Source organism: Streptomyces sp. P13-3-3 (genome assembly GCF_050571355.1).
Classification (GTDB): domain Bacteria; phylum Actinomycetota; class Actinomycetes; order Streptomycetales; family Streptomycetaceae; genus Streptomyces; species Streptomyces althioticus.
In genome coordinates this window covers 193,423-219,618 of sequence record NZ_CP192228.1, presented here as the reverse complement: position 1 = coordinate 219,618, position 26,196 = coordinate 193,423, and the positions used below count along the sequence as shown (strand labels likewise).

23 protein-coding genes and 2 tRNA genes are annotated in these 26,196 nt (G+C 74.3%); 12 read left to right on the top strand and 13 right to left on the bottom strand.

Annotated elements, in window-relative coordinates:
* Positions 1-10: 10 nt before the first annotated feature.
* The 7 genes from ACQZOG_RS01010 to ACQZOG_RS00980 form a co-directional block, all read right to left on the bottom strand.
* Entirely contained in the window at positions 11-2,317 is a 2,307-nt protein-coding gene (locus ACQZOG_RS01010; RefSeq protein WP_351034140.1) for a glycosyltransferase family 39 protein, read from the bottom strand.
* The gene (locus tag ACQZOG_RS01005) at positions 2,314-3,687 is read right to left on the bottom strand and encodes a bifunctional glycosyltransferase family 2/GtrA family protein (protein WP_193469197.1); all 1,374 of its coding nucleotides are present in this window, start codon (positions 3,685-3,687) and stop codon (positions 2,314-2,316) included. Before ACQZOG_RS01005 ends, ACQZOG_RS01010 begins: the two co-directional genes overlap by 4 nt.
* 14 nt (positions 3,688-3,701) lie before the next feature.
* The gene (locus tag ACQZOG_RS01000; protein WP_430741199.1) at positions 3,702-5,279 is read right to left on the bottom strand and encodes a HAMP domain-containing sensor histidine kinase; all 1,578 of its coding nucleotides are present in this window, start codon (positions 5,277-5,279) and stop codon (positions 3,702-3,704) included.
* Positions 5,276-6,016, bottom strand: coding sequence for a response regulator transcription factor (locus tag ACQZOG_RS00995; RefSeq protein WP_037640514.1), 741 nt, complete (start codon positions 6,014-6,016; stop codon positions 5,276-5,278). Before ACQZOG_RS00995 ends, ACQZOG_RS01000 begins: the two co-directional genes overlap by 4 nt.
* Positions 6,017-6,094: 78 nt before the next feature.
* Complete coding sequence (locus ACQZOG_RS00990; RefSeq protein ID WP_430741862.1) at positions 6,095-7,051, bottom strand: amidohydrolase family protein; 957 nt, start codon at positions 7,049-7,051, stop codon at positions 6,095-6,097.
* 546 nt (positions 7,052-7,597) lie between these two features.
* Entirely contained in the window at positions 7,598-8,470 is an 873-nt protein-coding gene (locus tag ACQZOG_RS00985; RefSeq protein ID WP_354794318.1) for a DUF2797 domain-containing protein, read from the bottom strand.
* 40 nt (positions 8,471-8,510) lie between these two features.
* Positions 8,511-8,894, bottom strand: coding sequence for an HGxxPAAW family protein (locus tag ACQZOG_RS00980; protein ID WP_430741198.1), 384 nt, complete (start codon positions 8,892-8,894; stop codon positions 8,511-8,513).
* Between the two features lie 119 nt (positions 8,895-9,013).
* Here ACQZOG_RS00980 and ACQZOG_RS00975 point away from each other — a divergent pair, with 119 nt between their 5' ends.
* The 5 genes from ACQZOG_RS00975 to ACQZOG_RS00955 all read left to right on the top strand — a co-directional run bounded on the left by ACQZOG_RS00975 (position 9,014) and on the right by ACQZOG_RS00955 (position 13,464).
* Positions 9,014-9,490, top strand: a complete 477-nt coding sequence (locus tag ACQZOG_RS00975; RefSeq protein WP_037643943.1) for a MarR family transcriptional regulator — start codon at positions 9,014-9,016, stop codon at positions 9,488-9,490.
* A gap of 119 nt (positions 9,491-9,609) precedes the next feature.
* Complete coding sequence (locus tag ACQZOG_RS00970) at positions 9,610-10,044, top strand: DUF7144 family membrane protein (protein ID WP_033273332.1); 435 nt, start codon at positions 9,610-9,612, stop codon at positions 10,042-10,044.
* Positions 10,045-10,082: 38 nt separating this feature from the next.
* Complete coding sequence (locus tag ACQZOG_RS00965; RefSeq protein WP_430741197.1) at positions 10,083-10,571, top strand: potassium channel family protein; 489 nt, start codon at positions 10,083-10,085, stop codon at positions 10,569-10,571.
* Positions 10,572-10,860: 289 nt separating this feature from the next.
* A complete protein-coding gene (locus tag ACQZOG_RS00960) occupies positions 10,861-12,246 on the top strand; it encodes an FAD-binding oxidoreductase (protein WP_430741196.1) in 1,386 nt (461 codons plus the stop codon).
* 144 nt (positions 12,247-12,390) lie between these two features.
* On the top strand, positions 12,391-13,464 hold the full coding sequence (locus ACQZOG_RS00955) for a PP2C family protein-serine/threonine phosphatase (RefSeq protein ID WP_430741195.1): 1,074 nt from the start codon (positions 12,391-12,393) through the stop codon (positions 13,462-13,464).
* Positions 13,465-13,515: 51 nt separating this feature from the next.
* Here the strand turns inward: ACQZOG_RS00955 and ACQZOG_RS00950 are convergent.
* Positions 13,516-13,588, bottom strand: a tRNA-Arg gene (locus ACQZOG_RS00950).
* 196 nt (positions 13,589-13,784) lie between these two features.
* Positions 13,785-13,875, bottom strand: a tRNA-Ser gene (locus tag ACQZOG_RS00945).
* Positions 13,876-14,053: 178 nt separating this feature from the next.
* On the opposite strand from ACQZOG_RS00945, the gene ACQZOG_RS00940 reads away from it, so the two are divergent.
* A complete protein-coding gene (locus tag ACQZOG_RS00940) occupies positions 14,054-14,527 on the top strand; it encodes an SSI family serine proteinase inhibitor (RefSeq protein WP_399571381.1) in 474 nt (157 codons plus the stop codon).
* A gap of 216 nt (positions 14,528-14,743) precedes the next feature.
* The gene (locus ACQZOG_RS00935; RefSeq protein ID WP_430741194.1) at positions 14,744-19,660 is read left to right on the top strand and encodes a PAS domain-containing protein; all 4,917 of its coding nucleotides are present in this window, start codon (positions 14,744-14,746) and stop codon (positions 19,658-19,660) included.
* Between the two features lie 162 nt (positions 19,661-19,822).
* Here the strand turns inward: ACQZOG_RS00935 and ACQZOG_RS00930 are convergent, their stop codons facing one another.
* From ACQZOG_RS00930 to ACQZOG_RS00920, 3 genes are all read right to left on the bottom strand, one after another.
* Positions 19,823-21,538: a long-chain fatty acid--CoA ligase gene (locus ACQZOG_RS00930; protein WP_058916486.1), complete on the bottom strand. Its 1,716-nt coding sequence runs from the start codon at positions 21,536-21,538 to the stop codon at positions 19,823-19,825.
* Positions 21,539-21,624: 86 nt separating this feature from the next.
* Positions 21,625-22,185, bottom strand: coding sequence for a SigE family RNA polymerase sigma factor (locus ACQZOG_RS00925; protein WP_033273410.1), 561 nt, complete (start codon positions 22,183-22,185; stop codon positions 21,625-21,627).
* Between the two features lie 268 nt (positions 22,186-22,453).
* Positions 22,454-22,744 (bottom strand): hypothetical protein, encoded by a 291-nt coding sequence (locus tag ACQZOG_RS00920; protein ID WP_037640528.1) that lies wholly within the window; start codon positions 22,742-22,744, stop codon positions 22,454-22,456.
* Between the two features lie 370 nt (positions 22,745-23,114).
* Between ACQZOG_RS00920 and ACQZOG_RS00915 the strand changes: the two genes are divergently transcribed.
* The 5 genes from ACQZOG_RS00915 to ACQZOG_RS00895 all read left to right on the top strand — a co-directional run bounded on the left by ACQZOG_RS00915 (position 23,115) and on the right by ACQZOG_RS00895 (position 25,820).
* On the top strand, positions 23,115-23,975 hold the full coding sequence (locus tag ACQZOG_RS00915; protein ID WP_430741193.1) for a bifunctional DNA primase/polymerase: 861 nt from the start codon (positions 23,115-23,117) through the stop codon (positions 23,973-23,975).
* A gap of 96 nt (positions 23,976-24,071) precedes the next feature.
* Entirely contained in the window at positions 24,072-24,503 is a 432-nt protein-coding gene (locus ACQZOG_RS00910; protein WP_193469169.1) for a hypothetical protein, read from the top strand.
* Positions 24,500-25,039, top strand: a complete 540-nt coding sequence (locus tag ACQZOG_RS00905; RefSeq protein WP_037640530.1) for a DinB family protein — start codon at positions 24,500-24,502, stop codon at positions 25,037-25,039. Before ACQZOG_RS00910 ends, ACQZOG_RS00905 begins: the two co-directional genes overlap by 4 nt.
* Positions 25,036-25,500 carry a YunG family protein gene (locus tag ACQZOG_RS00900; protein ID WP_051724384.1) on the top strand — a complete coding sequence of 155 codons (465 nt, stop codon included), beginning with the start codon at positions 25,036-25,038 and terminating at the stop codon, positions 25,498-25,500. Before ACQZOG_RS00905 ends, ACQZOG_RS00900 begins: the two co-directional genes overlap by 4 nt.
* Entirely contained in the window at positions 25,497-25,820 is a 324-nt protein-coding gene (locus ACQZOG_RS00895) for a hypothetical protein (protein WP_051724383.1), read from the top strand. Before ACQZOG_RS00900 ends, ACQZOG_RS00895 begins: the two co-directional genes overlap by 4 nt.
* Before the next feature lie 34 nt (positions 25,821-25,854).
* Here ACQZOG_RS00895 and ACQZOG_RS00890 read toward each other — a convergent pair whose 3' ends face one another.
* Positions 25,855-26,184 carry a hypothetical protein gene (locus ACQZOG_RS00890; protein WP_033273324.1) on the bottom strand — a complete coding sequence of 110 codons (330 nt, stop codon included), beginning with the start codon at positions 26,182-26,184 and terminating at the stop codon, positions 25,855-25,857.
* Positions 26,185-26,196 lie beyond the last annotated feature (12 nt).

Here is a 26,196-nt window from a genome sequence, read left to right as displayed (position 1 = left end):
TGGGACGGGGTCAGCTTTCGGACGTGGGGCGGGTGAGGTCGTAGAAGGTGGCGGAGCCGGCGGTGACCTGGGTGAAGTGGGCCTCTACCCAGGCGGTGATCCGTGAGGCGGTGCCGTCTCCCCGGCCGCCGCCTCCTCCCGGGATGAAGTAGTGGATGCGGCCGTCCTCCACGTACCGCTGGAACTGGGCGAGGGTCGGGGACGGGTCGGTGCCGTTGAAGCCGCCGATCGCCATGACCGGTTCGCCGGTGGCGAGCTGGTAGCTCGCGGCGTTCTGCGCGCCGACCGTCGCGGCGGCCCAGGTGTGGTCGGCGGCGTCGGTCCCCAGCAGCCGGCGTGCCTCGGCGTCGACGTCGGTGCCGCCGAGGAGACCGCCCATGCCGGTGCCTCCGCGTGCGCCCCGGCCGGGGGCTTCCGTGGTGGCTCCGCCGGGCGGGGCGCCCGTGCCGTTCGTGTTCGGCGGGGCGCCGCCGGGGAAGCCGCCGGTGCCGTCGGTGTTCGGCGGGGTGCCGTTCTGCGGGCCTCCGCCCCCACCGGGGCCGCCGCCCTGGCCGGGCAAGCCCCCTCCGCCGGGTCCGCCACCACCCGGGCCTCCGTCCTGGGCGCCGCCCGGCGGACGCCCGCCGCCTCCCCTGCCCGCCGACGCGGGACCGGCCGTGACGATGGAGCCGGAGTGGCCCTCCCGCACGGTGCTCAGGGTGTACGCCGTCGGGCCGGCCAGGGAGGCCGCGACACCCAGCGCGGCCGCCGCGAGCACCACCCGGCGTCCCGCCCGGCCCGCGAAGACCAGCCCGAGCGCGGCGGTCAGCCCGCCCACCAGGACGAGCCACCGCAGCCACGGCAGGTGGTCGGGCGTGCGGTGGAGCAGGACGTAGCCCCACACCGCCGTCACCGTGACGGCCCCCGCCAGGGTGAGGGCGGCCCGGGTCTCCCGCCGCCTCCCCCACAGGACCGCCGCGCCCATGCCGGTCACGGCGGCCAGGTAGGGGGCCAGGGCCACCGTGTAGTACTGGTGGAAGATGCCGGCCATGAAGCTGAAGACGGCGGCGGTCGTCAGCAGCGAGCCGCCCCACACGAGGAACGCGGCACGGGTGACGTCGGTCCTGCCCGCCTGACGGGTCACGACCAGTGCGGCGACCAGCAGGATCAGCGCGGCGGGCAGCAGCCAGGAGATCTGGCCGCCGATCTCCTCGTTGAACATCCGGTCCCAGCCGGTCTCGCCCCAGCCTCCGCCGCCGGGGCCGCCCCCGCCGCCGACGCTGCCGGTCTCGTCGCCGTTGAGCCGGCCGAGGCCGTTGTAGCCGAAGGTCAGCTCCAGGAAGCTGTTGTTCTGCGAGCCGCCGATGTACGGCCGTGAGGACGCCGGCCACAGTTCGACCACCGCGACCCACCAGCCGCCGGACACCACGAGCGCGACGGCCGCGAGCGCGAGCTGGACGCACCTCCTGCGCGGGCGGACGGGGGCGCAGACCGCGTAGACCGCGGCCAGTGCCGGGAGGATCAGGAACGCCTGGAGCGTCTTGGTGAGGAACGCGAAGCCGACGGCGACGCCCGCCCACACCAGCCACTTGGTGCGGCCGTCCTCCAGGGCGCGGACGACGAGGTGGCAGGCGACGGCCATCAGCAGCGCGAGCAGCGCGTCCGGGTTGTTGAAGCGGAACATCAGCGCCGCGACCGGCGTGAGCGCGAGGACCGCGCCCGCGAGGAGGGCGGCGCCGTGTCCGGCACGTCGGCGCACGGACGCGTGCACGACGGCGACGGCGCCGACGCCCATGAGCACCTCGGGCACCAGGATCGCCCAGGAGTTGAGCCCGAACAGGCGCACGGAGAGGGCCATCGGCCAGAGCGCGGCCGGGGGCTTGTCGACGGTGATGGCGTTCGCGGCGTCGAGCGAACCGAAGAAGAACGCCTTCCAGGACTGGCTGCCCGCCTGCACGGCCGCGGAGTAGAAGGAGTTGGCGTAGCCGGAGGCGTGGAGGTTGCAGAGGTACAGCAGACCGGTGGCGAGAAGCAGCGCGAAGAGGGCGGGACGGGCCCAGCGGGGGGTACCGGCTTCGGCGTGGGTGCCGTGCGGCGCGGATGGCGGGTGGGGGCCGTGCGGCGCGGATGGCGGGTGGGGGCCGTGCGGCGCGGATGCCGGGTGGGGGCCGTGCGGCGCGGACGCCGTGTGGGTGCTGTCGGCGGTGCCCCGCGCTCCGGGCGAGGGCTGGTGGCCGCCGTCGGCGGGATCGGGTGCGGCTTGCGGGCCGTGCGGTGGGGGCGCCGGGCGGGGTGCCTCGGTGGCGGGGTTCGGTTGCGGGTCGTGCGGGGTGGTCATCGGGTGGTCCTCGGGTCGTCGTCGGCCTGCGGAGTGGTCCGGGAGGGAAGCGGCGGGCGGGCCGGGGCGAGGGGTGGCGTGAAGGGCGTCTCCGGCCGGGGAGCGGGGTCGGATCCCGAGGTGGTCCGGGAAGCCGTGTCCGGGAAGACCCAGGCGCGGAACAACAGGAACCGCAGGACGGTCGCCGCCAGATTGGCCACCACCAGGACCGCCAGTTCCGTGGAATGGGCCGGGTCGCTGCTCGCCGCGTCGAGGGCGGCGAGCGAGCCGCTGGTCAGGGCGAGGCCGATGGCGAGGACGACCAGGCCCTGCGCCTGGTGGCGGACCATGCCGCCGCGCCCCCGCACCCGGAACGTGAGCCGCCGGTTGGCTGCCGTGTTGGCGACCGCCGACACAAGCAGGGCGAGCCCGTTGGCGAGCTGGGCGCCGGTGACGGCGCGGAAAGCGCTGTAGAGGAGCAGGTAGAACGCCGTGGACAGGACGCCGACGGCGCAGAAGCCGACCAGCTGGCGGGCCAGTCCACGCGGCACGTCCGCGAGTTCCCGGTCGCGCGGGTCGTCGCCGAAGGGCCGGGCGAGCCGGTCCAGCGGCAGCGCGCCGGTGGCCAGCGCCCTGCCGATCCGCCAGACGCCCTTCAAGTCCTCCATGGCCGTCCGCACGATGTGGACGGAGGAGTCGGGGTCGTCGACCCAGTCGACCGGCACCTCGTGGATGCGCAGCCCCGCCCGTTCGGCGAGCACCAGCAGCTCCGTGTCGAAGAACCAGCCGCTGTCCTCCACCAGCGGCAGCAGCACCTGCGCCACGTCACGGCGGATCGCCTTGAACCCGCACTGCGCGTCGGAGAAGCGCGCCTGGAGCGAGCCGCGCAGGATCAGGTTGTAGCCGCGGCTGATGACTTCCCGCCTGGCGCCCCGCACCACCCGCGCGCCGCGGCTCAGCCGGGAGCCGACGGCGAGGTCGGAGTGCCCGGAGATCAGCGGGGCGACCAGCGGCAGCAGGGCGTTGAGGTCGGTGGACAGGTCCACGTCCATGTAGGCGAGGACAGGCGCGTCCGACGCGGACCAGACGGTCCGCAGCGCCCGGCCCCGGCCCTTCCGCTCCAGCCGGACGGACCGCACCTCCTCGAGCCGCCGCGCCAGGTCGGCGGCCACGTCCGGGGTGCCGTCCGTGGAGGCGTTGTCGGCGATCGTGATGCGGAACGCGTACGGGAAGGTCCGGGTCAGGTGCTCGTGGAGCCGGCGGACGCTGGGCCGGAGGTCCTTCTCCTCGTTGTGGACGGGGACGACGACGTCCAGGACCGGTGTGCCGGCCCAGGCTGCCGGAAGGTGCTCCCGAGCCGGCAGCGTGCCGGGACAGTGATCGGTTCGCATGGGAGCGACCCTGGTCAACTGCCCTGTTGTGCCCCTGTGGTGAGGCTGTGCCACAGCTGTGGGTCAGGCGCGTCCGGTGCGGCGGCGGGCAGCCACAGGGTGAACACCGTCCGTCCGGGCGTGCTCGCGACCGTCACCGAGCCGCCGTGCGCGGCTGTCACCGCCCGCACGATCGCCAGCCCCAGACCCGTCGAACCGGTGGCCCGGGTGCGGGCCGAGTCGCCGCGCGCGAACCGTTCGAAGACGTGCGGGAGCAGCTCGGGCGGGATGCCGGGCCCGTCGTCGGCGACGTCCAGCCGCAGCCACGGGCCTTCGCGGCGCACCCGTGCGGTGACGGTGGTGCCCGGCGGGGTGTGGGTACGGGCGTTGGCGAGCAGGTTGACGAGGACCTGCTGGAGCCGGGCGGCGTCGGCGGTGACCGGTGCGGGCGCGTCGGGCAGGTCCAGGCGCCAGTGGTGGCCGGGTCCCGCGGCGCGGGCGTCGCTGACGGTGTCCACGACGAGCGGCAGCAGGTCGGTCTCCTCGAACCGCAGGGGCCGTCCGGCGTCCAGGCGGGCGAGCAGCAGCAGGTCCTCCACCAGCAGGGTCATCCGGCCGGCCTCGGACTCGATACGGCGCAGCGCGTGCCGGGTGTCGGGGCCGGTCTCCTCACGGCCGCGCCGGGTCAGTTCGGCGTAGCCGCGGATGGAGGCGAGCGGGGTGCGCAGTTCGTGGGAGGCGTCCGCGACGAACTGCCGTACCCGGGTCTCGCTGAGCTGGCGGGCGTGCAGGGCTCCGTGGACGTGGTCGAGCATGCGGTTGAGTGCGGCGCCGACGCGGCCGACCTCGGTGTGCGGATCGCACTCGGATTTCGGGACGCGCTCCTTCAGCGTCACCTCACCGCGATGAAGAGGGAGTTCGGCGACGCGGGTGGCGGTGGCGGCGACCCGGCGCAGGGGGCGGGTGGCCACGCCTACGATGACGGCGCCGGCCAGGGACGCGGCGACAAGACCGGCGGCGGTGACGCTGATCTCCACCAGGATCAGGGTGGTGACGGTGGCGTCGACGTCGGCGGTGGGGACGGCGACGTAGAAGGCGCCGTTGGGGCCTTCCGCGTGGAGGACGCGGTAGCCGCCGAGGCCGGGGAGGTCGGCGCTGTGCTCGCGCCCGTCGCGTGGCACGCCCTCCAGGGCGGCGAGCTGCGCATCGGTGAGACGCCCGGCCTCGGGCGTGCGGACGCCGTTCACCTCGCGGGAGTCGCTGACCACCCCGGCGGTCACCGCGCCGTTCACGACGGTGGCGCCTACGGTGCCGAACATCTGCGGGCCCCTCGTCACGAAGTCGAGGGCGTCCCCGTGCGGGCCGGGGCGCGGTCCGTCGCCGGGCGGGCCGCCCGTGGCCCGCATCGCCACCTCGCGCAGCTGCCCGTCGAGCTGCTCGTACAGATGGGAGCGGAGGGCCAGCGTGGTCACCGTGCCGATCACCGCGCACACCACCGCGATCAGCGTGACGGACGCGACGACGAGCCGCGTCCGCAGCGTGCGCGGACGCGGACGCAGCGTGCGTGGACGCGGACGCAGCGTGCGTGGACGCGACCGCACCGCCTCGCTCACGCCACCGCGGGCTTCAGCAGGTAACCGGCGCCGCGCCGGGTGTGGATCATCGGCTCCCGGCCCGCGTCGATCTTCCGGCGCAGGTAGGAGATGTACAGCTCGACGACGTTCGCCTGGCCGCCGAAGTCGTAGGACCAGACGCGGTCGAGGATCTGCGCCTTGCTGAGCACCCGGCGCGGGTTGCGCATCAGGAAGCGCAGCAGCTCGAACTCGGTGGCGGTCAGATGGATGCTCTGCCCGCCGCGGGTCACCTCGTGGCTGTCCTCGTCCAGGGTGAGGTCGCCGACCACCAGCAGGGCGTCCGAGCGGCGGCCGACCGCGTGGGAGCGGCGGATCAGCCCGCGCAGCCGCGCGACGACCTCCTCCAGACTGAACGGCTTGGTCACGTAGTCGTCGCCGCCCGCGGTCAGCCCCGCGATCCGGTCCTCGACGGCGTCCTTCGCGGTGAGGAACAGCACGGGCACGTCCGGCAGTTCGCGCCGGAGGCGGCCGAGGACGGTGAGTCCGTCCATGTCGGGCAGCATCATGTCCAGGACGACGGCGTCGGGCCGGAACTCGCGCGCCGCGCGGAGGGCGCCCTGGCCGTCGTCCGCGCTGCGGATCTGCCAGCCCTCGTAGCGCAGGGCCATGGAGAGCAGCTCGGTGATCGACTGCTCGTCGTCCACCACCAGCACCCGGACGGAGCTCCCGTCCGGCCTCAGCAGTTCCGTGCGCCCCTGGGGCGAGATCGTGGTCATACCGGACACGATCGGGGCGTCCCCTGAGAGCACCCTTGCGTCTGTCTGTGTTTTCCCTGAGAAATCCACAGGCGTTTCTCAGGCGGGCGGCTCCGGGGCGTCCGGCAGGCCGAACAGCCGGGCCGCGTTGTCGTGGCACACCGCCCGCAGCCAGTCGTCGCCGAGCCCGAGACCCGCGAGGGCGTCGAGCTGATGGGCGTACGGGTAGGGGATGTTGGGGAAGTCGGTGCCGAGCAGGACGCGGTCGCCGAGGGCGGCGAGGCGGGGGAGCGCACGCCGGGGGAACGGCGCCATCCGCTCGCTGAAGCCGGTGAACGCCATGGTGGTGTCGAGGCGGACCTCCGGGTACCGCTCGGCCAGGTCGAGGAAGTCCTCGTACTCGGGCATGCCCAGGTGGGCGACGACCACCCGCAGCCGGGGGTGGCGGGCCAGTACGCGGGCCATCGGTCCGGGGCCGGTGTGCTTGCCGGGGGCGGGGCCCGAGCCGCAGTGGACCACCACCGGTGTGCCCGCCTCGGCGAGCAGGCCCCAGCAGGCGTCGAGTGCCTCGTCGGCGGGGTCGTACCCGCCGACCTGGACGTGCGCCTTGAAGACGCGCGTCCCGTGCTCGACCGCCTCGCGGACGTAGGCGGCGGCGCCGGGCTCGGGGAAGAAGGTGGAGGTGTGCAGGCAGTCGGGGGTACGGCGGGCGAAGCCGACGGCCCAGTCGTTGAGCCAGCGGGCCATGCCCGGCTTGTGCGGGTAGAGCATCGCCGTGAAGGCGCGCACGCCGAACGCGCGGAGCAGCGCGGCCCGTGCGGCCTCGTCCTCGCGGTACGTGATCGGCCACTCGACACCGCCGGTGAGCGGCCCGAGCTCGTCGAAATACGCCCACACCTTGTGGAGAACGCGCTCCGGCATGAAGTGCGTGTGCACGTCGACGAGGCCGGGGAGACCGAGGTTCTGCCAGAAGCGGCGGACTTCGGCGGATTCGGCGGATCCGTTGGATCCGTTGGATCCGCCGGTCGCGGCAGTCCCGGCGGTGCCGGTGGTCACGGCGGTCCGGTCGGTTCCACCGGGCGCGGGAGGGCCGACGGGCCCGCCGGTCGCGGCAGTCCCGTCGGTTTCGGTGGTCGCGGCGGTCGCGGCGGTCGCGGCGGCCCTAGTAGTTCCGGTGACTCCGGCAGCTCCGGCAGCTCCGGCGATCCTGTCGGTCTCAGGGGCCCCGCAAGTTCCGGTAGCCCCGACAGTCGCGGCGATCCCGTCAGTTTCGGCGGCCTCGGCAGCAGCCCCGGCGGTCTCTGAGGTCCCGGGAGTCTCGGAGGGCACGTCGGTCTCGGAGGGCACGTCGGTCTCGGAGGGCACGTCGGTCTCGGAGGCCACGTCGGTCTCGGAGGCCACCTCGGCCCCGGAGGGTACGTCGGTCTCGGAGGCCACGTCGGAGGCCACGACGGGCTCGGAGGCCACGTCGGTCTCGGAGGCCACCTCGGGCTCGGATACCGCGTCGGTCTCGGCCGACGGAGTCGGAGTGTGCGCGCTCATGCCGGACACGATCACCCGCGGGAGCGGGGGCGGTCCAGCCCCGCTCTCCGTCTTCGCCGCTCAGAACAGCCCGTCCTGCGCCGTCGGCCGCTCCCTCAGCGCCCGCACCGGCACCTCGACCCGGCGTCCCCCGCCCGGCACCAGCTCCCAGCCGGGCAGCAGGCGGGTGTCCAGCACGAGGACGCCCCGGTCCGTCGCCAGATGCAGGTCGGGACCGGCGGCCGCCACCAGCTCCCCGCTCACCGCGCCGCCGGCGGCCAGCTCCCCCACCACGCCCACCGGCGCCGGCGCCTCCGCCAGTCCGAACGCCTCCACGTGGTCCACGGGACGGAAGGGGGCCGGTTCGAGCGACTCCGGCCAGCTGGTGAGCGCCAGCGCCCGCGCGTGCAGCCCGGCGATCTCGGCGGCCCGCTCCTCCCCGCCCGACGGGAGCGCCGCCCGCGCCGCGCGCTTGGCGGCGTAGGGGATGCGGTCGGGCACCCGCAGGGCGGCACGCAGCAGCTCCTCGGTGCGGCGCGCCGCCATCAGCGGTCCCGTGCCCAGCCAGCTGAAGCAGATCGCGCCCTGCTCCAGCAGCCGGGCGGGTCCCCGCCGCTCGGCGGTGATCCCGACCTTGGTCATCCCGGACCCGAACCACGCCAGGTAGACCCGGTACGGCCGCGGGTCGTCCGCAAGTGTGTCGGCGGCCACCGAGTGCGCCCGGTCCAGACGGGCGCACTCCTCGCAGCGCGGCCCGGTGCTCCGCGCCGACACCCGCGCGGCGAGCGGACACATGTTCCCCCGTGCTCCCACACAGGTCCGCGCTCCCTCTTCCGCGACCCCGAAGGCCACCGTCTTCCCCCAGGTCAGCGCCGAGCGCCGGCCCCCATCCCAGATCAGCACGGGACCGCCCGCCGTCCAGCTCAGCCCCGCGCACCGCCATGCCTGTGCCATCCCGGCCGAGAGTAGAGGGGGCCACTGACAGCAGCCCGGCTCAGCCGCCCACGCCCACCGCGTCCGTCTCGGCGGGGGCGGCCGGCGCGGACGTGACCGAACGTGCCGGCGCCACGGCCGTACCGCCCCTCCGTCCCGCCATCCGGCACCCCAGGCACTCCGCGTGTCCCGCGCGAGCCCCGCTGTCCCGCACCCGCCAGCTCCACTCCTCCCGCTGCCGGGGCCCCGACGCCTTGCCCCACCCGGCGAGGTGGAGGGCCCAGGTGACGAGCAGGGCGAGCACGTCGACCGCCGCTCCGGCGGCGAGCAGCGGCCCCGAGACGGTGCAGACTCCCACGCCCAGGAGGGCCGTTCCGGCGAGGGCGATCCCACAGCCGGTCCAGCCGGCGACCGTGTGCCCGTGGTCATATGGATGCGCGCTCATGTCTGCCCTTCCGCGGCGTCGGCGTTCCCTCCGGACGACGGACGTCTCCAGATGTCTCACGTCCTAAGGAATTTACAACAGAAATCTCTCACGAGCTAAGAGGAATGGGAAGTCCCGTCATGCACGCCAAGCCGCGCCCACCCGCCACACAGCAGGAGGCGATGGGGGCGATGGACCGACTGATCGCGACGCATCTGATCGGCCAGCAGGAGATGGCCCAGGTCATGGGCCTGAACGTGACCGACGTGACCTGCTTCGGCTTCGTCCTGGAGGCGGGGGACGACCTGCTCACCGCCGGTGAGCTGGCGGAACGCGTCCACGTCACCACCGGCGCGATGACCGGCGTCCTCAACCGTCTGGAGCGGGCCGGCTTCATCACCCGCCGCCCCGACCCCGCCGACCGCCGCCGCGTCCGCGTGGCCGCCGTGCCCGACGCGGTGGCCCTGGCCCGCCGGCTCTACGAGCCCTACTACGCCCGCCTCGCCGACCTGTTCGCGGACTACTCCGCCGAGGAGGTGGCCGTACTGAACGACTGGTTCCGGCGCGCCACCGCGCTCGCGGACGCCTTCCGCGAGGAGAGCCGCACCAAGAGCTGAGCCGCGCGGGAACCCGTACGGGAACTGACCCCGGGTCACCGCCGAGGTGCCGGGCGGGGCCCGCGGTGCCAGTCTGGGAGGGATCGAACCGCTCGGGGACATCCGGAAGGTCGGGAAACATGGCCAGCAATGTCAGCGGTACGGGCTTTCGCGGGACGGGCCGGGAGGCCGAGAGCCCCTGGGCGGCGAGCTGGACGGTGGCCGCCGCGTTCCTGATGGTGTTCGGCGGCGTCATGGCGATCTTCGAGGGCATCGCCGCCATCGCGCGGGACGACGTCTTCGTCGCCACACCCAACTTCACGTACTCGTTCAGCCTGACCGGCTGGGGCTGGGTGCATCTGATCCTCGGCGCCCTGGTGGCCGCCGCCGGCCTGGCCCTGTTCAAGGGGGCCACCTGGGCCCGCGCCGTCGGCGTCGGACTGGCCGGGCTGAGCATGATCGCCCACTTCGTGTGGCTGCCCTACCAGCCGGTGTGGTCGATCGTCCTCATCGTCATCGACGGCTTCATCATCTGGGCCCTGTGCGCACCTCGCCGCGAGTCCCCGGCGCAGTAGGTCGCGCGCCCGGCGGCCGGTCCGGCGCCTGGCCCTGGGTGGTCCAGGCAGCCGGGCTGACCGCGATGGTCACCGCGTACTTCCTGCTGCCGCTGGACCGGCTGGGCCCGCGCCGGCCGGTCCTGAGCTGGGTGCTCTTCGGGGCGGCCCTCGCGCTGATCGCCGTCCTGCTGCTGATCCAGGTCGCCCGGGTGCTGCTGAACGTCCCGGGCGTCCGTCCGGGGCTGGTGATCCCGCCGCTGATGTGTTTGTCCGTGCTGGTCTTCGCGACCGCCTACCAGGGGCTCGCCCAGCACCCCGGCGAACTGGACGGCATCGCCACGCGCCTGGACTCCCTCTACTTCACGATGGTCACGCTCGCGACCGTCGGGTACGGGGACATCACCCCGCGCGGACAGTCCGCGCGCCTGGTCACGATCCTGCAGATCCTCTACAGCTTCATCTTCCTCACGGCGGCGGCCACCGCCCTGACCAACCATCTGCGCAACGCCCTGCGCCACCACAGGGGCGCGGACCCGCCGCGATGACCCCGCACCGACCCCGCGCGACCCCGCACCGACCGTGCGACCCCGCACCGGCCCCGCGCCCACATCGCGCACCCTTGTGACCGGCGTCACACTGAAAGGAGCAGGGTGCTCCCTCGGGCCCCCGGGGACCGCACCCCTCAGGACCCCGGACGCACACCGGCCGGACGCCTCGCGAGGCCCGCGACGCCGCCAGGGCACGGACGCCGCCGAGGCGCGGGACGCCGGTTCGTCCGCCCGCGGCCCGCCTCCGGTTCCGCACTGCTCCAAGGGGTGTCCGCACATGAGCGGCATGGACGCAACCGCACTGGACAATCTGCGCAAGGCCCTGCGAGGCCCCCTCGTGACGCCGCAGGACGCCGAATACGACGAGACCCGCTCCGTCTACAACGCCATGATCGACCGCCGTCCCGCCGCCGTCGCCCGCTGCACCGGCACGGCGGACGTGCGCTCCACGATCGCCTTCGCCCGGCAGACGGGCGTCGAGCTGGCCGTGCGCGGCGGCGGACACAGCGGGCCCGGCCTGTGTCTGGTCGACGGCGGGCTCACCCTCGACCTGTCCCTGATGCGCTGGGTGCGGGTCGACCCGGTGACCAGGACGGCCCAGGTCGGCGGGGGCAGCCAGCTCGGCGACCTGGACCACGAGACGCACACCTTCGGGCTCGGCGTGCCCGCCGGCATCAACTCCACCACCGGCGTGGGCGGTCTCACGCTGGGCGGCGGCCACGGCCACCTCACCCGCACGTACGGACTGACGATCGACAGCCTGGTCGCCGCGGACGTGGTCCTGGCCGACGGCAGCGTCGTCACCACCACCGAGAAGGAACACCCGGACCTGCTGTGGGCCCTGCGGGGCGGCGGCGGCAACTTCGGCGTGGTCACGTCCTTCACCTTCCGGCTGCACCCGGTGCACACGGTCGGCGTGGCGGCCACGGTGTGGCCGGTCGAGCAGACCCAGGAGGTGCTGCGCTGGTACCGGGAGTTCCTGCCGTCGGCGCCCGAGGACCTCAACGGCTTCTTCGCCGTCATGACCGTCCCGCCCGCGCCGCCCTTCCCGGAGCCGCTCCACGGACGGAAGGTGTGCGCCGTCGTCTGGTGCTACACCGGCGACCTGGAGGGCGGGCGCCTCGACGACGTGCTGTCCGTGGTGAACGACCCCGCCCCGCCGGCCTTCCACTTCGCCACGCCGATGCCGTACCCGATGCTCCAGACGATGTTCGACGACCTCGTGCCCAAGGGGCTCCAGTGGTACTGGCGCGGCGACTTCTTCGACACGGTCACCGACGAGGCCCTCGCGGTGCACGAGCGGTTCGGGCGGGAGCTGCCGACCGGCCTGTCGACCATGCACCTGTACCCGGTGGACGGGGCGGCCCACGACGTCGCCCCGGGCGAGACGGCCTGGGCGTACCGCGACGCGATCTGGTCCGGCGTCATCGCCGGCATCGACCCCGACCCGGGCAACGCCGACCTGATCCGCCGGTGGTGCGTGGACTACTGGTCGGCGCTCCACCCGCACTCCATGGGCGGCGCCTACGTCAACTTCCTCGGCGAGACCGGCGACGCCGACAGCGTCCGCGCCACCTACCGCGACAACTACGCCCGCCTCGCGGCCGTCAAGCACACCTACGACCCGGACAACTTCTTCCACGCCAACCAGAACATCCCGCCGGCGGCCTGAGCGGCGCCGGTCCGGGCGGGTCGCGGACGGACCCGCCAGGTGGCTGCGTGGGAGGGCATGCCGAAAACTGGGGCGCAGGACGCGACGGATCGACCGGGGGCCCTGGGGATGCAGCGGTACCAGCGCGAGGAGCGCTTCAGGCGGATGGCCTGGCCCCGTGCCCTGCCGCCCGCCGTGATCGTCGTCGCGGTCGTCGTCGACCTCGCCTGGCCGCCGTTCAACACCTTTCCGCTGCTGGCGACCGTGTCGGTGACGGCGGCGCCCGTGTACTCCCTGGCCCGGACGGTCATCAGCGGTGGCGTGGCCCTTCTGACGGGCTGGCTGCTGGCCTTCCGTGAGAGCGGGGAGGTGATCTCCCGGCCGAACGTCATCGGCTTCACGACCCTCGTCACGCTGACCGTCGTCGCGGCGTTCCTCAACCGGATCTTCGCGCGCGAACGCGAGCAGCTGAGGACGTCGCGCCAGGTGGCGGAGACGGTCCAGCGCGCCATGCTGCCCACCGTGCCCGAGCGGGTCCCGGGGCTGGCCCTGGCCACCCGGTACCAGGCCGCGCAGGAGGAGGCCCTGATCGGCGGCGACCTGTACGCGGTCCACGACACGCCCCACGGGCTGCGCATGGTGATCGGTGACGTCCGCGGCAAGGGCACCCGGTCGGCCACCCTGGTCAACGCCCTGCTGGGCGCCTTCCACGCGGCGGCCCTGCAGACGCCGGACCTGCCGTCGGTCGTGCAGGCCGCGGAGATCCAGGTGCAGGACGTGAAGGCCCGCGAGGAGGACGCGCCCTACGAGGACTTCGTCACCGCCGTCTTCGTCGAGATCCTCCCCGACCGGTCCGCGTTCCGCATGGCGAACCGGGGGCACCCGCCGCCGCTGCTCGTCCACGGGGGCCGGGTGACGCCGCTGGAGCCGAAGGAGCCGTCGCTGCCGCTGGGCCTGGGCGACCTGGCCGGTCCCGTCGTCCCGGTGGACCGGTACGACCTGCCTCCCGGTGCCACGCTGGTCCTCTTCACGGACGGCATCGTCGAGGCCCGCGACCGCACCGGCGCCTTCTTCGACCCCGTCCCCCCGCTCACCGGCCCCCTGCCGGCGGACCCCGGCGCCGTGCTGGACGCCATGCTGGCGGCCCTGTTCCGGCACACCGACGAACTCGAGGACGACGCGGCGGCCCTGGCGGTGACACGGCGACCGGAGGAGCCCGCCGGGGCCGCGCGCCCCTGAGACACCGGAAACGCAAAAGGCCCCGGATCGCTCCGGGGCCTTCGGTCTGTGTGCACTCGGCAGGATTCGAACCTGCAACCTTCTGATCCGTAGTCAGATGCTCTATCCGTTAAGCTACGAGTGCTTGTCTCTTCATTTGTCTCGCCGCTCCCGGCCCTTTCGGCCCGCTCGCGGCGACAGGAAGAACATTACATGACTGCCGCCGCCATGTGAAATCCGATTGCCCTACCCCTTGTGACCTGCGGAAACGCAGTCCGGGGCATGATCGGCGGGACAACGACGAAGCCCCGGCCGCTGGGGCCGGGGCTTCGTGTTCGGGGCGGAGGCGGAGGGATTTGAACCCTCGATGGGCTTTAAGGCCCAAACCGCATTAGCAGTGCGGCGCCATAGACCGGACTAGGCGACGCCTCCATGCACAACCTGCTGCGCGCGGGCGCGAGTGGGTGGTGCGTGCCGATGATGACACAACCGCGTGGCGTGTCACCAATCGGTCCCCACGGTACTAGGCGCGGAGCCCGCAGGGCAAAGCCCTGACGACCGGCACGCCGTCGTGGCGCAACGTCCCGCCTCCCCGCGCGTTGATCACGGCATGACTGCCCTGCCCTCCCCCCTGTCCTCCGTGCCCGGGCGACGCGGCCTCGTCGCGCTCGCCGCCGTCCTCGCCTCGCTCGCCGCGTTCCCCTCCCCGGCACGGGCCGGGGAACCGGTGCCGGACGGCGACCGGCTCACCGTCACCGTGCGGGACGCGGGCGGAGGGGCGGACGGGACGTACGAGGTGCGGTGCCGGCCGAGCGGGGGGACCCACCCCGACCCGGACGCCGCCTGCGCGGCCGTCGAACGGCGCACACGGTGGGGCCGGGACGCCTTCGCGCCGGCGCCGCGGGACGCCGTGTGCACCATGCAGTACGGCGGCCCCGCCACCGCCCGGATCACCGGCACCTGGGCGGGCCGCCCCGTCGACGCGACGTACGACCGGACGAACGGATGCGCGATCGAGCGGTGGGACCGGCTGGTGCCGCTGCTGCCCGAGGTGGGCCGGGCCCCGGGTGCGCCCGGGGCGTAAAGGTCCCGCGAAGGTTCGCGGTGCGTCGGCCCAGGCAGGCGCGGTTCCGGACGTACCGGGCGTCACATCACCGTCACCTCGGGGTGCGATGTGCGTCCCATCCGGCGTCCCCGGCGCACCCCCAGCCCTTAGACTCCCTCCCGTGACACGTTGCGGGCCCGTTGGCAAGATGGCCCGAGCGGTCGGCACGTCGCGGTAACAGGGAGGAAGCGTCTCGTGAGCAGCAGGCCATCCCGAGGCGCTGCTCGCCTCGCAGCCATACTGGACGCGCTTCCCGACGCCCTGGTGCTGGTCAACGCCAACGGGACGGTCGTCAACGCCAACACCATCGCCCTCGAGGCCTTCGAGGCGCCGGGCACCGCCCTGGTGGGGCGCGGGCTGCTCGACCTGCTGCCGGAGTTCGACAGCAAGCTCATCCCCGGTTCCATGCGGCGGCCCGACCACATCGACCCGCGCGGACGCACCAAGCCGACCCGGATGACCGCCCGGCGGACCGACGGCACCGAGTTCCCCGTCGAGGTCACCAGCGCCAATCTCGAGAACACCTCGCAGGCCTACGACAGTTACGGCTACACCGGCGACGAGCTGCTGATGCTCGTCGTCCGGGACCTCTCCGGCACCGTCGACACCGAGGCCGAGCTGGCCCGTTCGCAGCGGCAGACGGAGATGATCCTGCGGGCCGCCTCCGAGGGCGTCGTCGGCACCGACACCGACGGGCGGATCGTCCTGGTCAACCCGGCCGCCGCCCAGATCCTCGGCTACCGGGCCGGCGAGCTCGGCGGACGCGAGCTGCACACCCTCGTGCTGCACTCGCGCGCCGACGGCTCCCCCTTCCCGTACTCCGAGTCCCCGCTCGCCGACACCCTGCGCTCCGGCCGCAAGCACCGCGTGCGCGGCCAGGTCCTCTACGCCAAGAACGGCGACAAGCTGCCGGTCGACCTCACCACCGCCCCGGTGCGCGACGGCGACCAGCTCGTCGGCGCGGTCATGACCTTCCTCGACCGCCGCCCCTACGACGCCCTCCTGCAGGAGAAGGAGGACGCCGAGCGGGAGCACGCCGAGGAGCTGGAGCGGCTCGCCGAGGAGCACGGCTCCGAGCTGACCGCCCTGCGCCAGAGCCACGTCACCGAGGTGGAGGAGCTCCGCGAGAAGCACACGGAGGAACTCGCCGCGTACGAGGAGCGGTACGCGGCCCTCGGCGAGCGCGAGAAGGACCGCTACGAGGCCCTCGCCGCCCGCCACGAGCAGTTGCTCACCCTGCTCGGCCGCTCCCTGCGCGGCCCGCTCGACGAGCTGCGCCGTGAACTGGCCGCGCTCGCCGCGGACGACGCGGGCCAGCTGTGGCCCGAGGCCAACCAGGTGCTCCACCACCTGTCGGCCGGGTACGCCCGCATCACCACCCTCATCGACAACGTCCTCGGCTACCAGCAGCTCGACTCCGGCACCGAGAAGATCGCCCGTACGAAGGTGATGCTCGACGCGGTCGTCGCGGCCGGTGTCGACGGGGCCGTGGAGCTGATCGGCCCCGGCCGGGTGCAGTTCGCGGTGCACGCCCCGCCCATCGAGGCCGAGGTGGACGCGCGTCTGCTCGCGACCGCCCTCGCCCATCTGGTCGCGGACGTCGCCGGCGTCGACGCGACCGGCAACACGCCCCTGTCGGCGGGCGGTTACCTGGACAACACGGTCGTCGTCGCGGCGGCCCAGCGCGGCGAGGTCGTCCGCATCGAGGTACGCGGCCCGTACAGCGGCGGCGACCCGGTGCACGAGCCGATCGTGCGCGGGATCGTCCGGGCGCACGGCGGGGTGCTCCAGACGCACGAGGTACCGGGGATGAGCGGCAGCGCGTTCGTCCTCGAGGTGCCGATCGGCGGCGGGGCGGGGTCCGTCCCCCAGGAGGCCGCTCCCCAGGCCGAGGAGGCCGCCGCTCCCGCCGGGCCCGCGCCGGGCGGAGGACGGCGCCGGGCGCGGCGCGCGTCCGTCGACGCGTTCCTGGACAGCGACGTGCCCGGCGGTGACGGCGAAGCCCCGGCGGCTCCGGCCGCGGAGGCTCCCCAGCCCACCGGGCGGCGCAGGCGGCGGGCGGCTCCGGCCGAGCCCGCGCAGGCGCAGCAGCCACAGCAGGCGCAGCAGGCGCAGCTTCCGGCGCAGGCGTCCGGTGAGGGCGCGGCCGCGTCCGGCGGTACCGGGCGGCGGCGTGGCCGTCCCGCCGAGGACGCGGCGCCCGCGGCGGGCGCCGAGGTCGAACTCGCCGGTGCGGCGGCAGGGGCAGGGGTGTCCGAGGGCGCCGTCGTCACCGCGGCCGAGCACGCGGCGGGCGCCGCGGCCTCCAACACCGGGCTGGGCGGGACCGTACCGCCGCAGGGTGTGCCCGCGCCGTCCGGACGCCGGGCCCGGCGTGCGGCCGGTGAGCAGCAGGCCCTCGCGCCGGCGCTGCCCGCGGGCGGCGAGGCGGACGGGGCTCCCGGCGCGGTCGCCGTGCACGTGCCCGCCCAGGGCGCGGGACCGGACCAGCAGCCGCAGCCGACGGGACGGCGCCGACGTGCGCTGGCCGCCGCGAACGAGCGCGCGGCGGCGCAGGAGGCCGCCCCGCGCACGGTGTTCGCGCTGCCGCCGGTGGCTCCGGCCGGGGCGGACCAGGAGGAACAGGCGGGACAGGCCGCCGGGCAGCCCGCGCAGGCCGGGGCCCCGGGTCAGGCCCCCATGGCGCCGGGTCAGGTGCCGGGGGGTCAGGAACTGCCGGCCGCCCAGGGGGTCGTGCCGGTGGCGCCGGGTGCCGCGCCGAACGGTGTGGCTGCCGGTCCGGTTCCGCAGCCCGTGGCTCCCGCCGCGGGTCAGGCCGTACCTGCGCAGCAGCGGGCCGCCGGACCGAACGCCGCGGCTGCGGGTGCGGGCGCGGCTCAGCCGGCCGGGACCGACGGACAGCCGGTGCCGCCGCATCAACCGGTGCCGCAGCCGGCCGCGCCTCAGTCCGCCGCAGCCGACGCACAGCAGCAGCCCGTGCCGCCGAACGCACCCGCCCCCGGGGCCGCGCCCCAGCCTGCCGCGCCGGGCCTCCAGCCCGTCGGCCCGAACCCGCAGGCCTCGCAGCCCGTACCGCCCGACCAGCAGGCCGCACCGCAGCCCGCCGGGCCGAACCTCCAGCCCGTCGGCCCGAACGCGCAGCCGGTTCCGCCCAGCCAGCAGGCGCCGCAGCCGATCGCGCCGCAGCCGGCCGGGCCGGGACTTCAGCCGGTCGGGCCGCATGCCCGGCCCGCCGCGCCCGGTCCCCAGCCGGCCGACGCCGCCGCACAGGCGCAGCAGCCCGTACCGCCGAACCCGAACCCGCAGGCCGCGCAGCCCGCCGACGCCACCGCTCAGGCCCCGCAGCCTGGCGCCTCCGCGCCGCAGGCCGGCGCGCAGCCCGCTCCCGCGCCGCAGGGTGTGCCCGCCGCCGATGCCGGGCGGCACGACGCCGTGCCGGTGGACCAGTCCGAGGACCACACCCCGCCGCAGCCGCACCCCACCAGCGCGCCCACCGGCCGCCGTCGCCGTGCGGTCGCTCCGCCGGCCGATGCCGCGCAGGCGCCGGGTGCTCCCGAGCAGTGGGGGGCGGCGCCCCCGCAGGGCGCCGCGGCCCCGCTCCCTCCGGCCCAGCCGCTGCCCGCCGAGGCCCCTCCCGCCCAGGGCGCGCCGCAGGCCGGGGTCCCGGCGGGCGCGGCCACCCCGCCCGCCGGGACCCCGGCCCCGCAGCAGTGGCCGACCGCCGGTGACACCTCCGGCGCCGGAGCGGCGCCCGTTCCCAACGCGCCGCAGCCCACGCCGTCCGGCGGCACCCCGCTGCCGCCCGAGGGCGCGCCCGCGCCCGCCCGGCCGGCCGCCCAGCCGCTGCCCGCCGAGGCCGCCGCGCCGGTGGACCCGAACTCGACACAGGGCCGTGCGATCAGCGTGCGGACGCTGGGGCAGGGCGTGCCGTTCAACCGGCAGGCCGCCCAGGTCCAGCAGCCGCTGGCGTCGGCCACGCCGCCCCCGCACCAGCCGGGCGGTTCCGGACGCCGCCGCAAGCTCGGCACCCGCAGCGACCAGGCCGCGGCGAACGGCCAGACCTCCGGCGGCGGGCAGGCTCCCGGCGCCGCCCAGGGCGCCCGGCCGCACCCGCAGCAGGCGGAGCCCGTACCGCCCGCCGGTCAGGCACCCGCTCCGCAGCAGGACCGCAGCCCGGCCGCAGCCCTCGCCCAGCCCGCGGCGCAGCCGACGCCGACGCCGTCCGGGCAGTCCCGTCTCGCGCCGGCCGCGGAGGCCGCCGGACGCTCGTACGCGATAGGGGCGCCGGACGCGGACGCCGCCGAGGGCCCCGAGCCGCTGGACGGTCCGGGCGGGGCCGTGGAGGTGGCGGACCCGCCGCGTCCGCAGCCGATGGACGACGAACTGCCGCCGGAGCCGCTGGACAACCCGCGCCGGCTGCTGGTGTGGCCCGCGCCGGACGTGTCGACGCAGCAGGCGCTGAGCGACCGCGGTTACCGCCCGGTGATCGTGCACTCCCGTGAGGAGGTCGACGCGCAGATCGCGGCCTTCCCGGCGGCGCTGTTCGTCGACCCGCTGACCGGGCCGATCACCCGTACCGCCCTGCAGTCGCTGCGTCAGGCGGCGGGCGCGGCGGAGGTGCCGGTGATGGTCACCGCCGGACTCGGCCAGGCCTCCCGCGACGCCGCGTACGGCGCCGACCCGGCGGTGCTGCTGAAGGCGCTCGCGCCGCGCGACAGCGAACAGCACCCGCCGCGCGTCCTGCTGATCGAGGAGCACGCGGAGATCGCGCTGGCCCTGACCGGCACGCTGGAGCGGCGCGGGATGCAGGTCGCGCGGGCCGCGAGCGACGCCGACGCGGTGACGCTGGCGGGCCAGTTCCGGCCGAACCTGGTGGTGATGGACCTGATGCAGGTGCACCGCCAGGCCGGGCAGGCCGGCATCCTCGACTGGCTGCGCGCGAACGGGCAGCTCACCCGGACCCCGCTGGTCGTCTACACGGCCGCCGTCGACGCGGCGGACCTGCCGCGGCTGGCCTCCGGCGAGACGGTGCTGTTCCTCGCGGAGCGGTCCACCAGCGCGGAGGTGCAGGAGCGGATCGTCGACCTGCTGTCGCGGATCGGGACCAACTGACGGAGCGGGTACGGGCCGTGGACACGTACGGCGCTTACGGCACATACGGCACTCACGACACGTAGGGCGCTTACGGCACGTAGGGCGCGGACAGCGCCGCGCCGGGCGGTGGGCGCGGATGGCGCGCTCACCGCCCGGCGCGTGTCCGGGACCGGGTGCCGGTCAGAGCTGCGTGACGTCCAGCGCACCCTCGGCGTACTGGCGGCGCAGCACCTTCTTGTCGAACTTGCCGACGCTGGTCTTCGGCACCGCCTCGATCACCGTCCAGCGCTCCGGCAGCTGCCACTTGGCGATCTTCCGCTCCTCCTGGAGGAAGGTGCGCAGCGTGGTGAAGTCGGCGGCGGAGCCCTCCTTGAGGACGACCGTGGCGAGCGGGCGCTCGCCCCACTTGTCGTCGGGGACGGCGACCACGGCGGCCTCGGCGACGTCCGGGTGCGCCATCAGCGCGTTCTCCAGCTCCACCGAGGAGATCCACTCGCCGCCCGACTTGATGACGTCCTTGGCGCGGTCGGTCAGGGTGAGGAATCCGTCGGCGCTGATGGTGCCGACGTCGCCGGTCTTGAGCCAGCCGTCCTCGCTGAACTTGTCCGCCGGGCGGAGGGGTTCGGCGTCGGGGCCGTTGTAGTACGCGCCGGCGATCCAGGGGCCGCGGACCTCCAGCTCGCCCGCGGACTCGCCGTCCCAGGGGAGGCGCTCGCCGCCGGGGCCGGTGAGGCGGGCCTCGACGCCGGCCGGGAAGCGGCCCTGGGTCAGCCGGTAGGCGAACTCCTCGTCGGTGCCGACGGCGTGGGCCGGCGGGCGGGCGATCGTGCCGAGCGGGGAGGTCTCCGTCATGCCCCAGGCGTGACAGACCCGCATGCCCAGCTTGTCGAACGCCTCCATCAGCGAGGGCGGACAGGCGGAGCCGCCGATGGTGACCTGGGTGAGGGAGGAGACGTTCCGGGGGCGGGCGGTGAGCTCGGCGAGCAGGCCCTGCCAGATGGTGGGGACGGCGGCGGCGTGCGTCGGCTGCACGCTCTCGATCATCTCGGCGAGCGGGGCGGGCTGCAGGAAGCGGTCCGGCATCAGCATGTGGACGCCGGTCATGAACGTGGCGTGCGGCAGGCCCCAGGCGTTGACGTGGAACTGCGGGACGACGACCAGGGAGATGTCCTGGTCGGTGAGCCCCATCGACTGGGTCATGTTCACCTGCATCGAGTGCAGGTATATGGACCGGTGGCTGTAGACCACGCCCTTGGGGTCGCCGGTGGTGCCGGAGGTGTAGCACATGGCGGCGGCGGCCCGCTCGTCCAGCTCCGGCCAGTCGTAGGCGACGGGCTGTCCGGCGATCAGCTCCTCGTACTCGTGCACCTGGACGTGGGTGTCGGCCAGGGGGGAGCGGTCGCCGGGTCCGGAGACGACGACGTGCTCGACGGTCTTGAGGTGCGGCAGCAGCGGGGCTATCAGCGGGATCAGCGAGCCGTTGACGATGACCACGCGGTCGGCGGCGTGGTTGACGATCCACGCGAGCTGCTCGGCCGGCAGGCGCAGGTTCAGCGTGTGCAGCACGGCGCCCATGGAGGGGATCGCGAAGTACGCCTCGACGTGCTCGGCGTTGTTCCACATCAGGGTGGCGACCCGCTCGTCGCCGCGGACGCCGAGGTCCTCGCGCAGGGCGTGCGCCAGCTGGGCGGCCCGGGAGCCGATCTCCGCGTAGGAACGGCGCTGCGGGTCCCCCTCGCCGGTCCAGGTGATCACCTGCGAAGTGCCGTGGATCGACGACCCGTGGGTCAGGATCCTCGAGATCAGCAGCGGTACGTCCTGCATGGTGCTCAGCACGGCGTCCTCCTGGGCGACATTGCCTGGCGTCGGTACGGGTTGCGCTGATTGTGCGCACATACCGCGCGGTATGTCACTAGGGGAGCGGATGATCGATCACGCTCCGCCGGACGACGTTCTGCGTCAGGTTCCCCTCCTGTTCCCCCTCAGCTCCGAACAAGCCCCAGCTCAGCGTCCTCGCGGAGCTTGCCGAGCGCCCGCGACACCGCCGACTTCACCGTCCCGACCGAGACGCCGAGCACCTCCGCCGTCTGCGCCTCGCTGAGATCCTCGTAGTACCGCAGCACGACCATCGCCCGCTGGCGTGCGGGCAGCCGCATGACCGCTCTCCACATCGCGTCCCGCAGGGCCTGTTGCTCGGCGGGGTCGTCGGCGGTCGGCAGCGGGTCCGGCTCGGGCAGCTCGTCGCAGGCGAACTCGTCGACCTTGCGCTTGCGCCACTGCGAGGTCCGCGTGTTCACCAGCGCCCGGCGGACGTAGCCGTCCAGCGCCCGGTGGTCCTCTATCCGCTCCCACGCGACGTACGTCTTGGCGAGCGCGGTCTGCAGCAGGTCCTCCGCGTCGCTGGGGTTTCCGGTCAGCGACCGGGCGGTCCGCAGGAGCACCGGCTGGCGGGCCCTCATGTACGACGAGAACGACGCGTACGGGAGGGTCTGCGTCGCCGGGGCGGCGGCGTTCGAAGCGCTGGTGCAGACGGGTGTGGTCATGTCGTCCACGCTAGGAGCGGGTCCCGTCCGGCGGATCGCCCGCAGGTCCCGAAGCCGGGTCCCCCTCAGGTCGTAGGGGTGGGGTTCACCTCACCTCCCAGAGGTGGACGAGCGGATGAGGGGCCTTACGGGTCCCCCCTGACGTACCGCGCGCCGTCTCGAGGACCGGCCGCCCGGTGCGGCGGCGCCGAAGCGCCGCCGCGACCGACGTCCTCCCCCCTGTCCGGCATCCCCCTTCTCCCCCCGGATCTCCCCCTTGCCTACGCGGTCAGAGCGCCGGCCACCAGAAGGGGGCGAAGCTGATGGCCACGTTGTCCTCGCCCTGGTTGACGGTCGTGAACGCGGAGCCGTTGACCTGGGCGGTATTGCTCTCGTTCTCGGCGCCGGCCCCTACGGCCTGCTGCTGTGTGGTGGCGGAGTTCCCGAAGTTGTCCCCGCCGACTCCGGTACCGAGGGCGCCGACGCCGTTGTCCGCCGTCGCGACTCCCGCGAAGAGCGCGGCCGCGAGCGGGAGAGCGGCGGCGGCGGCGATGACACGGGCGGTACGGATGCTTGCCATGTTTGTGTTCCCTCCAGAACCAGGGACGCACCGGGTCGAGGCCGTCCATGTGTGCACTACGACTGTGAACTGCGGTTTTCACCAGGGAAGTTGGCCCCCCGCCCTGATGCTGTGCACGACGTCGCAAGATCAGGATTGCCCACCGGACGCCACGGAACCACCTTGTAAGCCGTGATTCGCACGCAAGCGTGAGAAGCCGCCGATAAACCCCGAGTCGACCCTGATTCGGGGCCTGTTCGCCCCGAGGTGGCGACGACCCCGGCGCCCCAACGGAGGAAGCGTTTCGGCGTCCGCCCGACGGAAGCCTTCACCCTCGGGTGGCACCCCTTACCCCCTTCCCTTCTTCGAACGCGTGTACGAACATAGAGGCATGGCCACCACCGACCGGCAGGCCACGACGCTGGCCCACGCACACGCCCTGTCAGCCGCCGGACGCGGGCTGGCCGTCATCCCGCTGTCCCGCACCAAGCTCCCGGCCCTGCGCTCCCCCCACCGCGACGAACCGTCCCGCCCGCCCTGCCACGGCGAGTGCGGCCGCTTCGGCCACGGCGTGTACGACGCCACCACCGACCCGGCGCGCATCCGCGCCCTGTTCGCCGCCGCGCCCCGCGCGACCGGCTACGGCATAGCCTGCGGCCTGCCCCCGCACCACCTGATCGGCGTCGACCTCGACACGAAGAACGGCACCGACCCCGGCGCCGCCCTCCGCGCCCTCGCCTCCCGGCACGGCTTCACCGTCCCGCCCACGGTGGTCGTCCTCACCCCGAGCGGCGGCCGCCACCTCTGGCTCAGCGGCCCGCCCGACGTCGTCGTCCCCAACTCCGCCGGCCGCCTCGCCCCCGGCATCGACATCCGCGGCGCCGGCGGCTACCTCGTCGGCCCCGGCTCCCGTACGGAACACGGCGCGTACCGGGCCGCGCCCGGCACCGCCGACCTGGCGCCCTCGCCCTGCCCTCCGGCCCTGCTGCGTCTGCTGCTGCCGCCACCCCGCGCCCACCATCCGACGCCCCCGTCGGCCGGTGACCACGGGCAGGGCCTGGTCCAGTTCGTCCTCGCGGCGCACGAGGGCCAGCGCAACACCCGGCTCTTCTGGGCGGCCTGCCGTGCCTACGAGGACGGCATCGGCCCCGAGCTGGTGGATCCCCTGGTCGACGCGGCACGCGCCACGGGCCTGTCCGAACGCGAGGCACGCGCGACGGTCGCGTCGGCCGCGCGCTTGACCGGCCGTTGAGGCGACCGGTCCTCCCCTCCCCGGCCCCCACGCCCTTCCGCGCACGCGCCCGAAATTCGAAAGACCCGCATGCACCAGCGTCTTAAAGTGCCGACCATGGCACTCTCCCGCGTCGTCCTCGCCTCGGGCCGCTCCGTCGACCTGACCGAGCTGCACCTGTCGGCGACGTACGGGAACGTGCTCGAGGGATACCCGTGCAAGCCGCTGAACGACCACGCGATCGCCGGGCTGCTCCGGTCCGCCGAGCGCTTCCACCCGGGCGCCCCGGTGCACCTGATCCCGCCGCCGCGCGAGTACCCCGACCAGTTCGCGGGCGCGTTCGGCCCGGTGGAGGTGCTGCCCGCCGTGACCTGCGTGGGCAGCTTCCGCTCCGAGGCCCTCGACCCCGAACACGACCGTGCCCTGTACCGCTCCCGCCTCACCGTGGTCTGGTTCCAGCCGACGTCGCACATCCCCTCGGGGTACGACGCGGAGACGGAGCTGCTGGACATGGACTGGGAGCAGCTCGCCACCGACGAGGAACTGTGACCGCGCCCACCCGTTCCGCCGCCGGCCGGGTCGGCCTGCTCCGCTGGCAGTTCGACCTGACCTGGTCCCTGTTCGAGTACCACCTGGAACGTCTGGAGCCGGAGGACTTCCTCTGGGAGCCCGCCCCGCTCTGCTGGACGCTCCGCCGGTCGCCCGAGGGCGCGTGGGTCCCCGACTGGGCGGACACCGAGCCCGACCCCGTACCGGTGCCCACCGTCGCGTGGGTGAGCTGGCACATCGGATGGTGGTGGAGCGTGACGCTGGACCACGCGCGCGGGGAGCGCCCGCGCGAGCGGACCGAGATCGTCTGGCCCGGCGCGGGGGAACCCACGCTCACCTGGCTCCGCTCCCTGCGCACGGAGTGGCTCGCCCACCTCGGCACCCTCACGGACGCCGACCTGGACACCCCGGCGCCCTTCCCCTGGCCCGACGACCCGTCCCACACGAAGGCGCACATGCTGGCCTGGGTGAACGCGGAGCTGATGAAGAACGCGACGGAGATCGGGCAGCTCCGCATGGTGCGGGCGGCGTCATGAACCGTGACGCCGCCACTCGGCGGCCGTGGTCCCTGCTCGACCTCGACAGGGCGTTCCGCGCCTGCTGGGCCGCCGACACGTGCTCACCCGACGACCTGCCCGACTGGCGCCCGGACAACCCGTCCGTGGGCCACTGCGACATCACGACGCTGGTCGTCAACGACCTGTTCGGCGGCGACCTCCTGGTCGCCGACGTCCGCCGGGCCGGCTCCCCGCACGGCTACCACTGGTGGAACCGCCTCCCCAACGGCGTCGACCTCGACCTGACGCTGGAACAGTTCCAGGCGGGCGAGGCCCTCTCCCCACCCCGCACGGTGACACGCCCCCCGGGCCCACTACCCCGCCGCCACCCCGAGTACGAGCTCCTCCGCGCCCGTCTGACGGAACACTTGGGCCCGCTGCCGTCGGCGGGCGGCGTCCAGTCTCCGCGGGGAGACGGTGGAAGGGGGGAGTTGCCGTGAACCAACGGTGGCCGGAAGGACGGTGCGCCGACCCGGATGCGGCGAGGGCGCGCTACGAGGCCGACCTGAGCACGGCCCGCCGCTCGGCCCGGGAACTCCGCGCCGACCTGCCCACAGCCCATCTGGGCCTGGCGGTGACGGTGATCGCGTGTCTCCTCGTGGGAGCGGCCTGGTCCCCCGCTGCGGCATGGGCCGTCGCCGGCGCCTTCGCCGCGCTGTTCACCCTCGTCCTGACAACGAGGCTCGTCACCGGAAAAGGAATCCGGCCCGCCGTGCGCACCGCCCATACGGCCACCTTCGGCTGGGCGAACTGGATCTGATCGGCGCTCCACGGCCGGCCGGCCACCGGAGTCGTCACCCGGCCCCCATCGCGGAGACCAGCGCGGCCCCGGCGCCGAGGACGACCAGTTGGACGATGCCGGGGATGCGCCACCCCAGGGCGAGGAGGCCGCCGCCCGTCAGGACAGCGCCGCCGCCCAGGAGCCACATCGCTTGCGCCGCCGTCTGCGACGCACCCGACGCCGCGGAGCCGCCGCTCTCGTAGCCGTCGGCCCAGCCCGCTACTCCGACGCAGTACACCGACCCGGCGATGAGCACGAGGTCGACAAGAAGCAGCGCCACGCCGACGCCGATCTGCGGACCGGTGGAGGGCTTATCCACCGGGTGCGTTTCTGCTGGGTTCATGCGGTCAGTGTG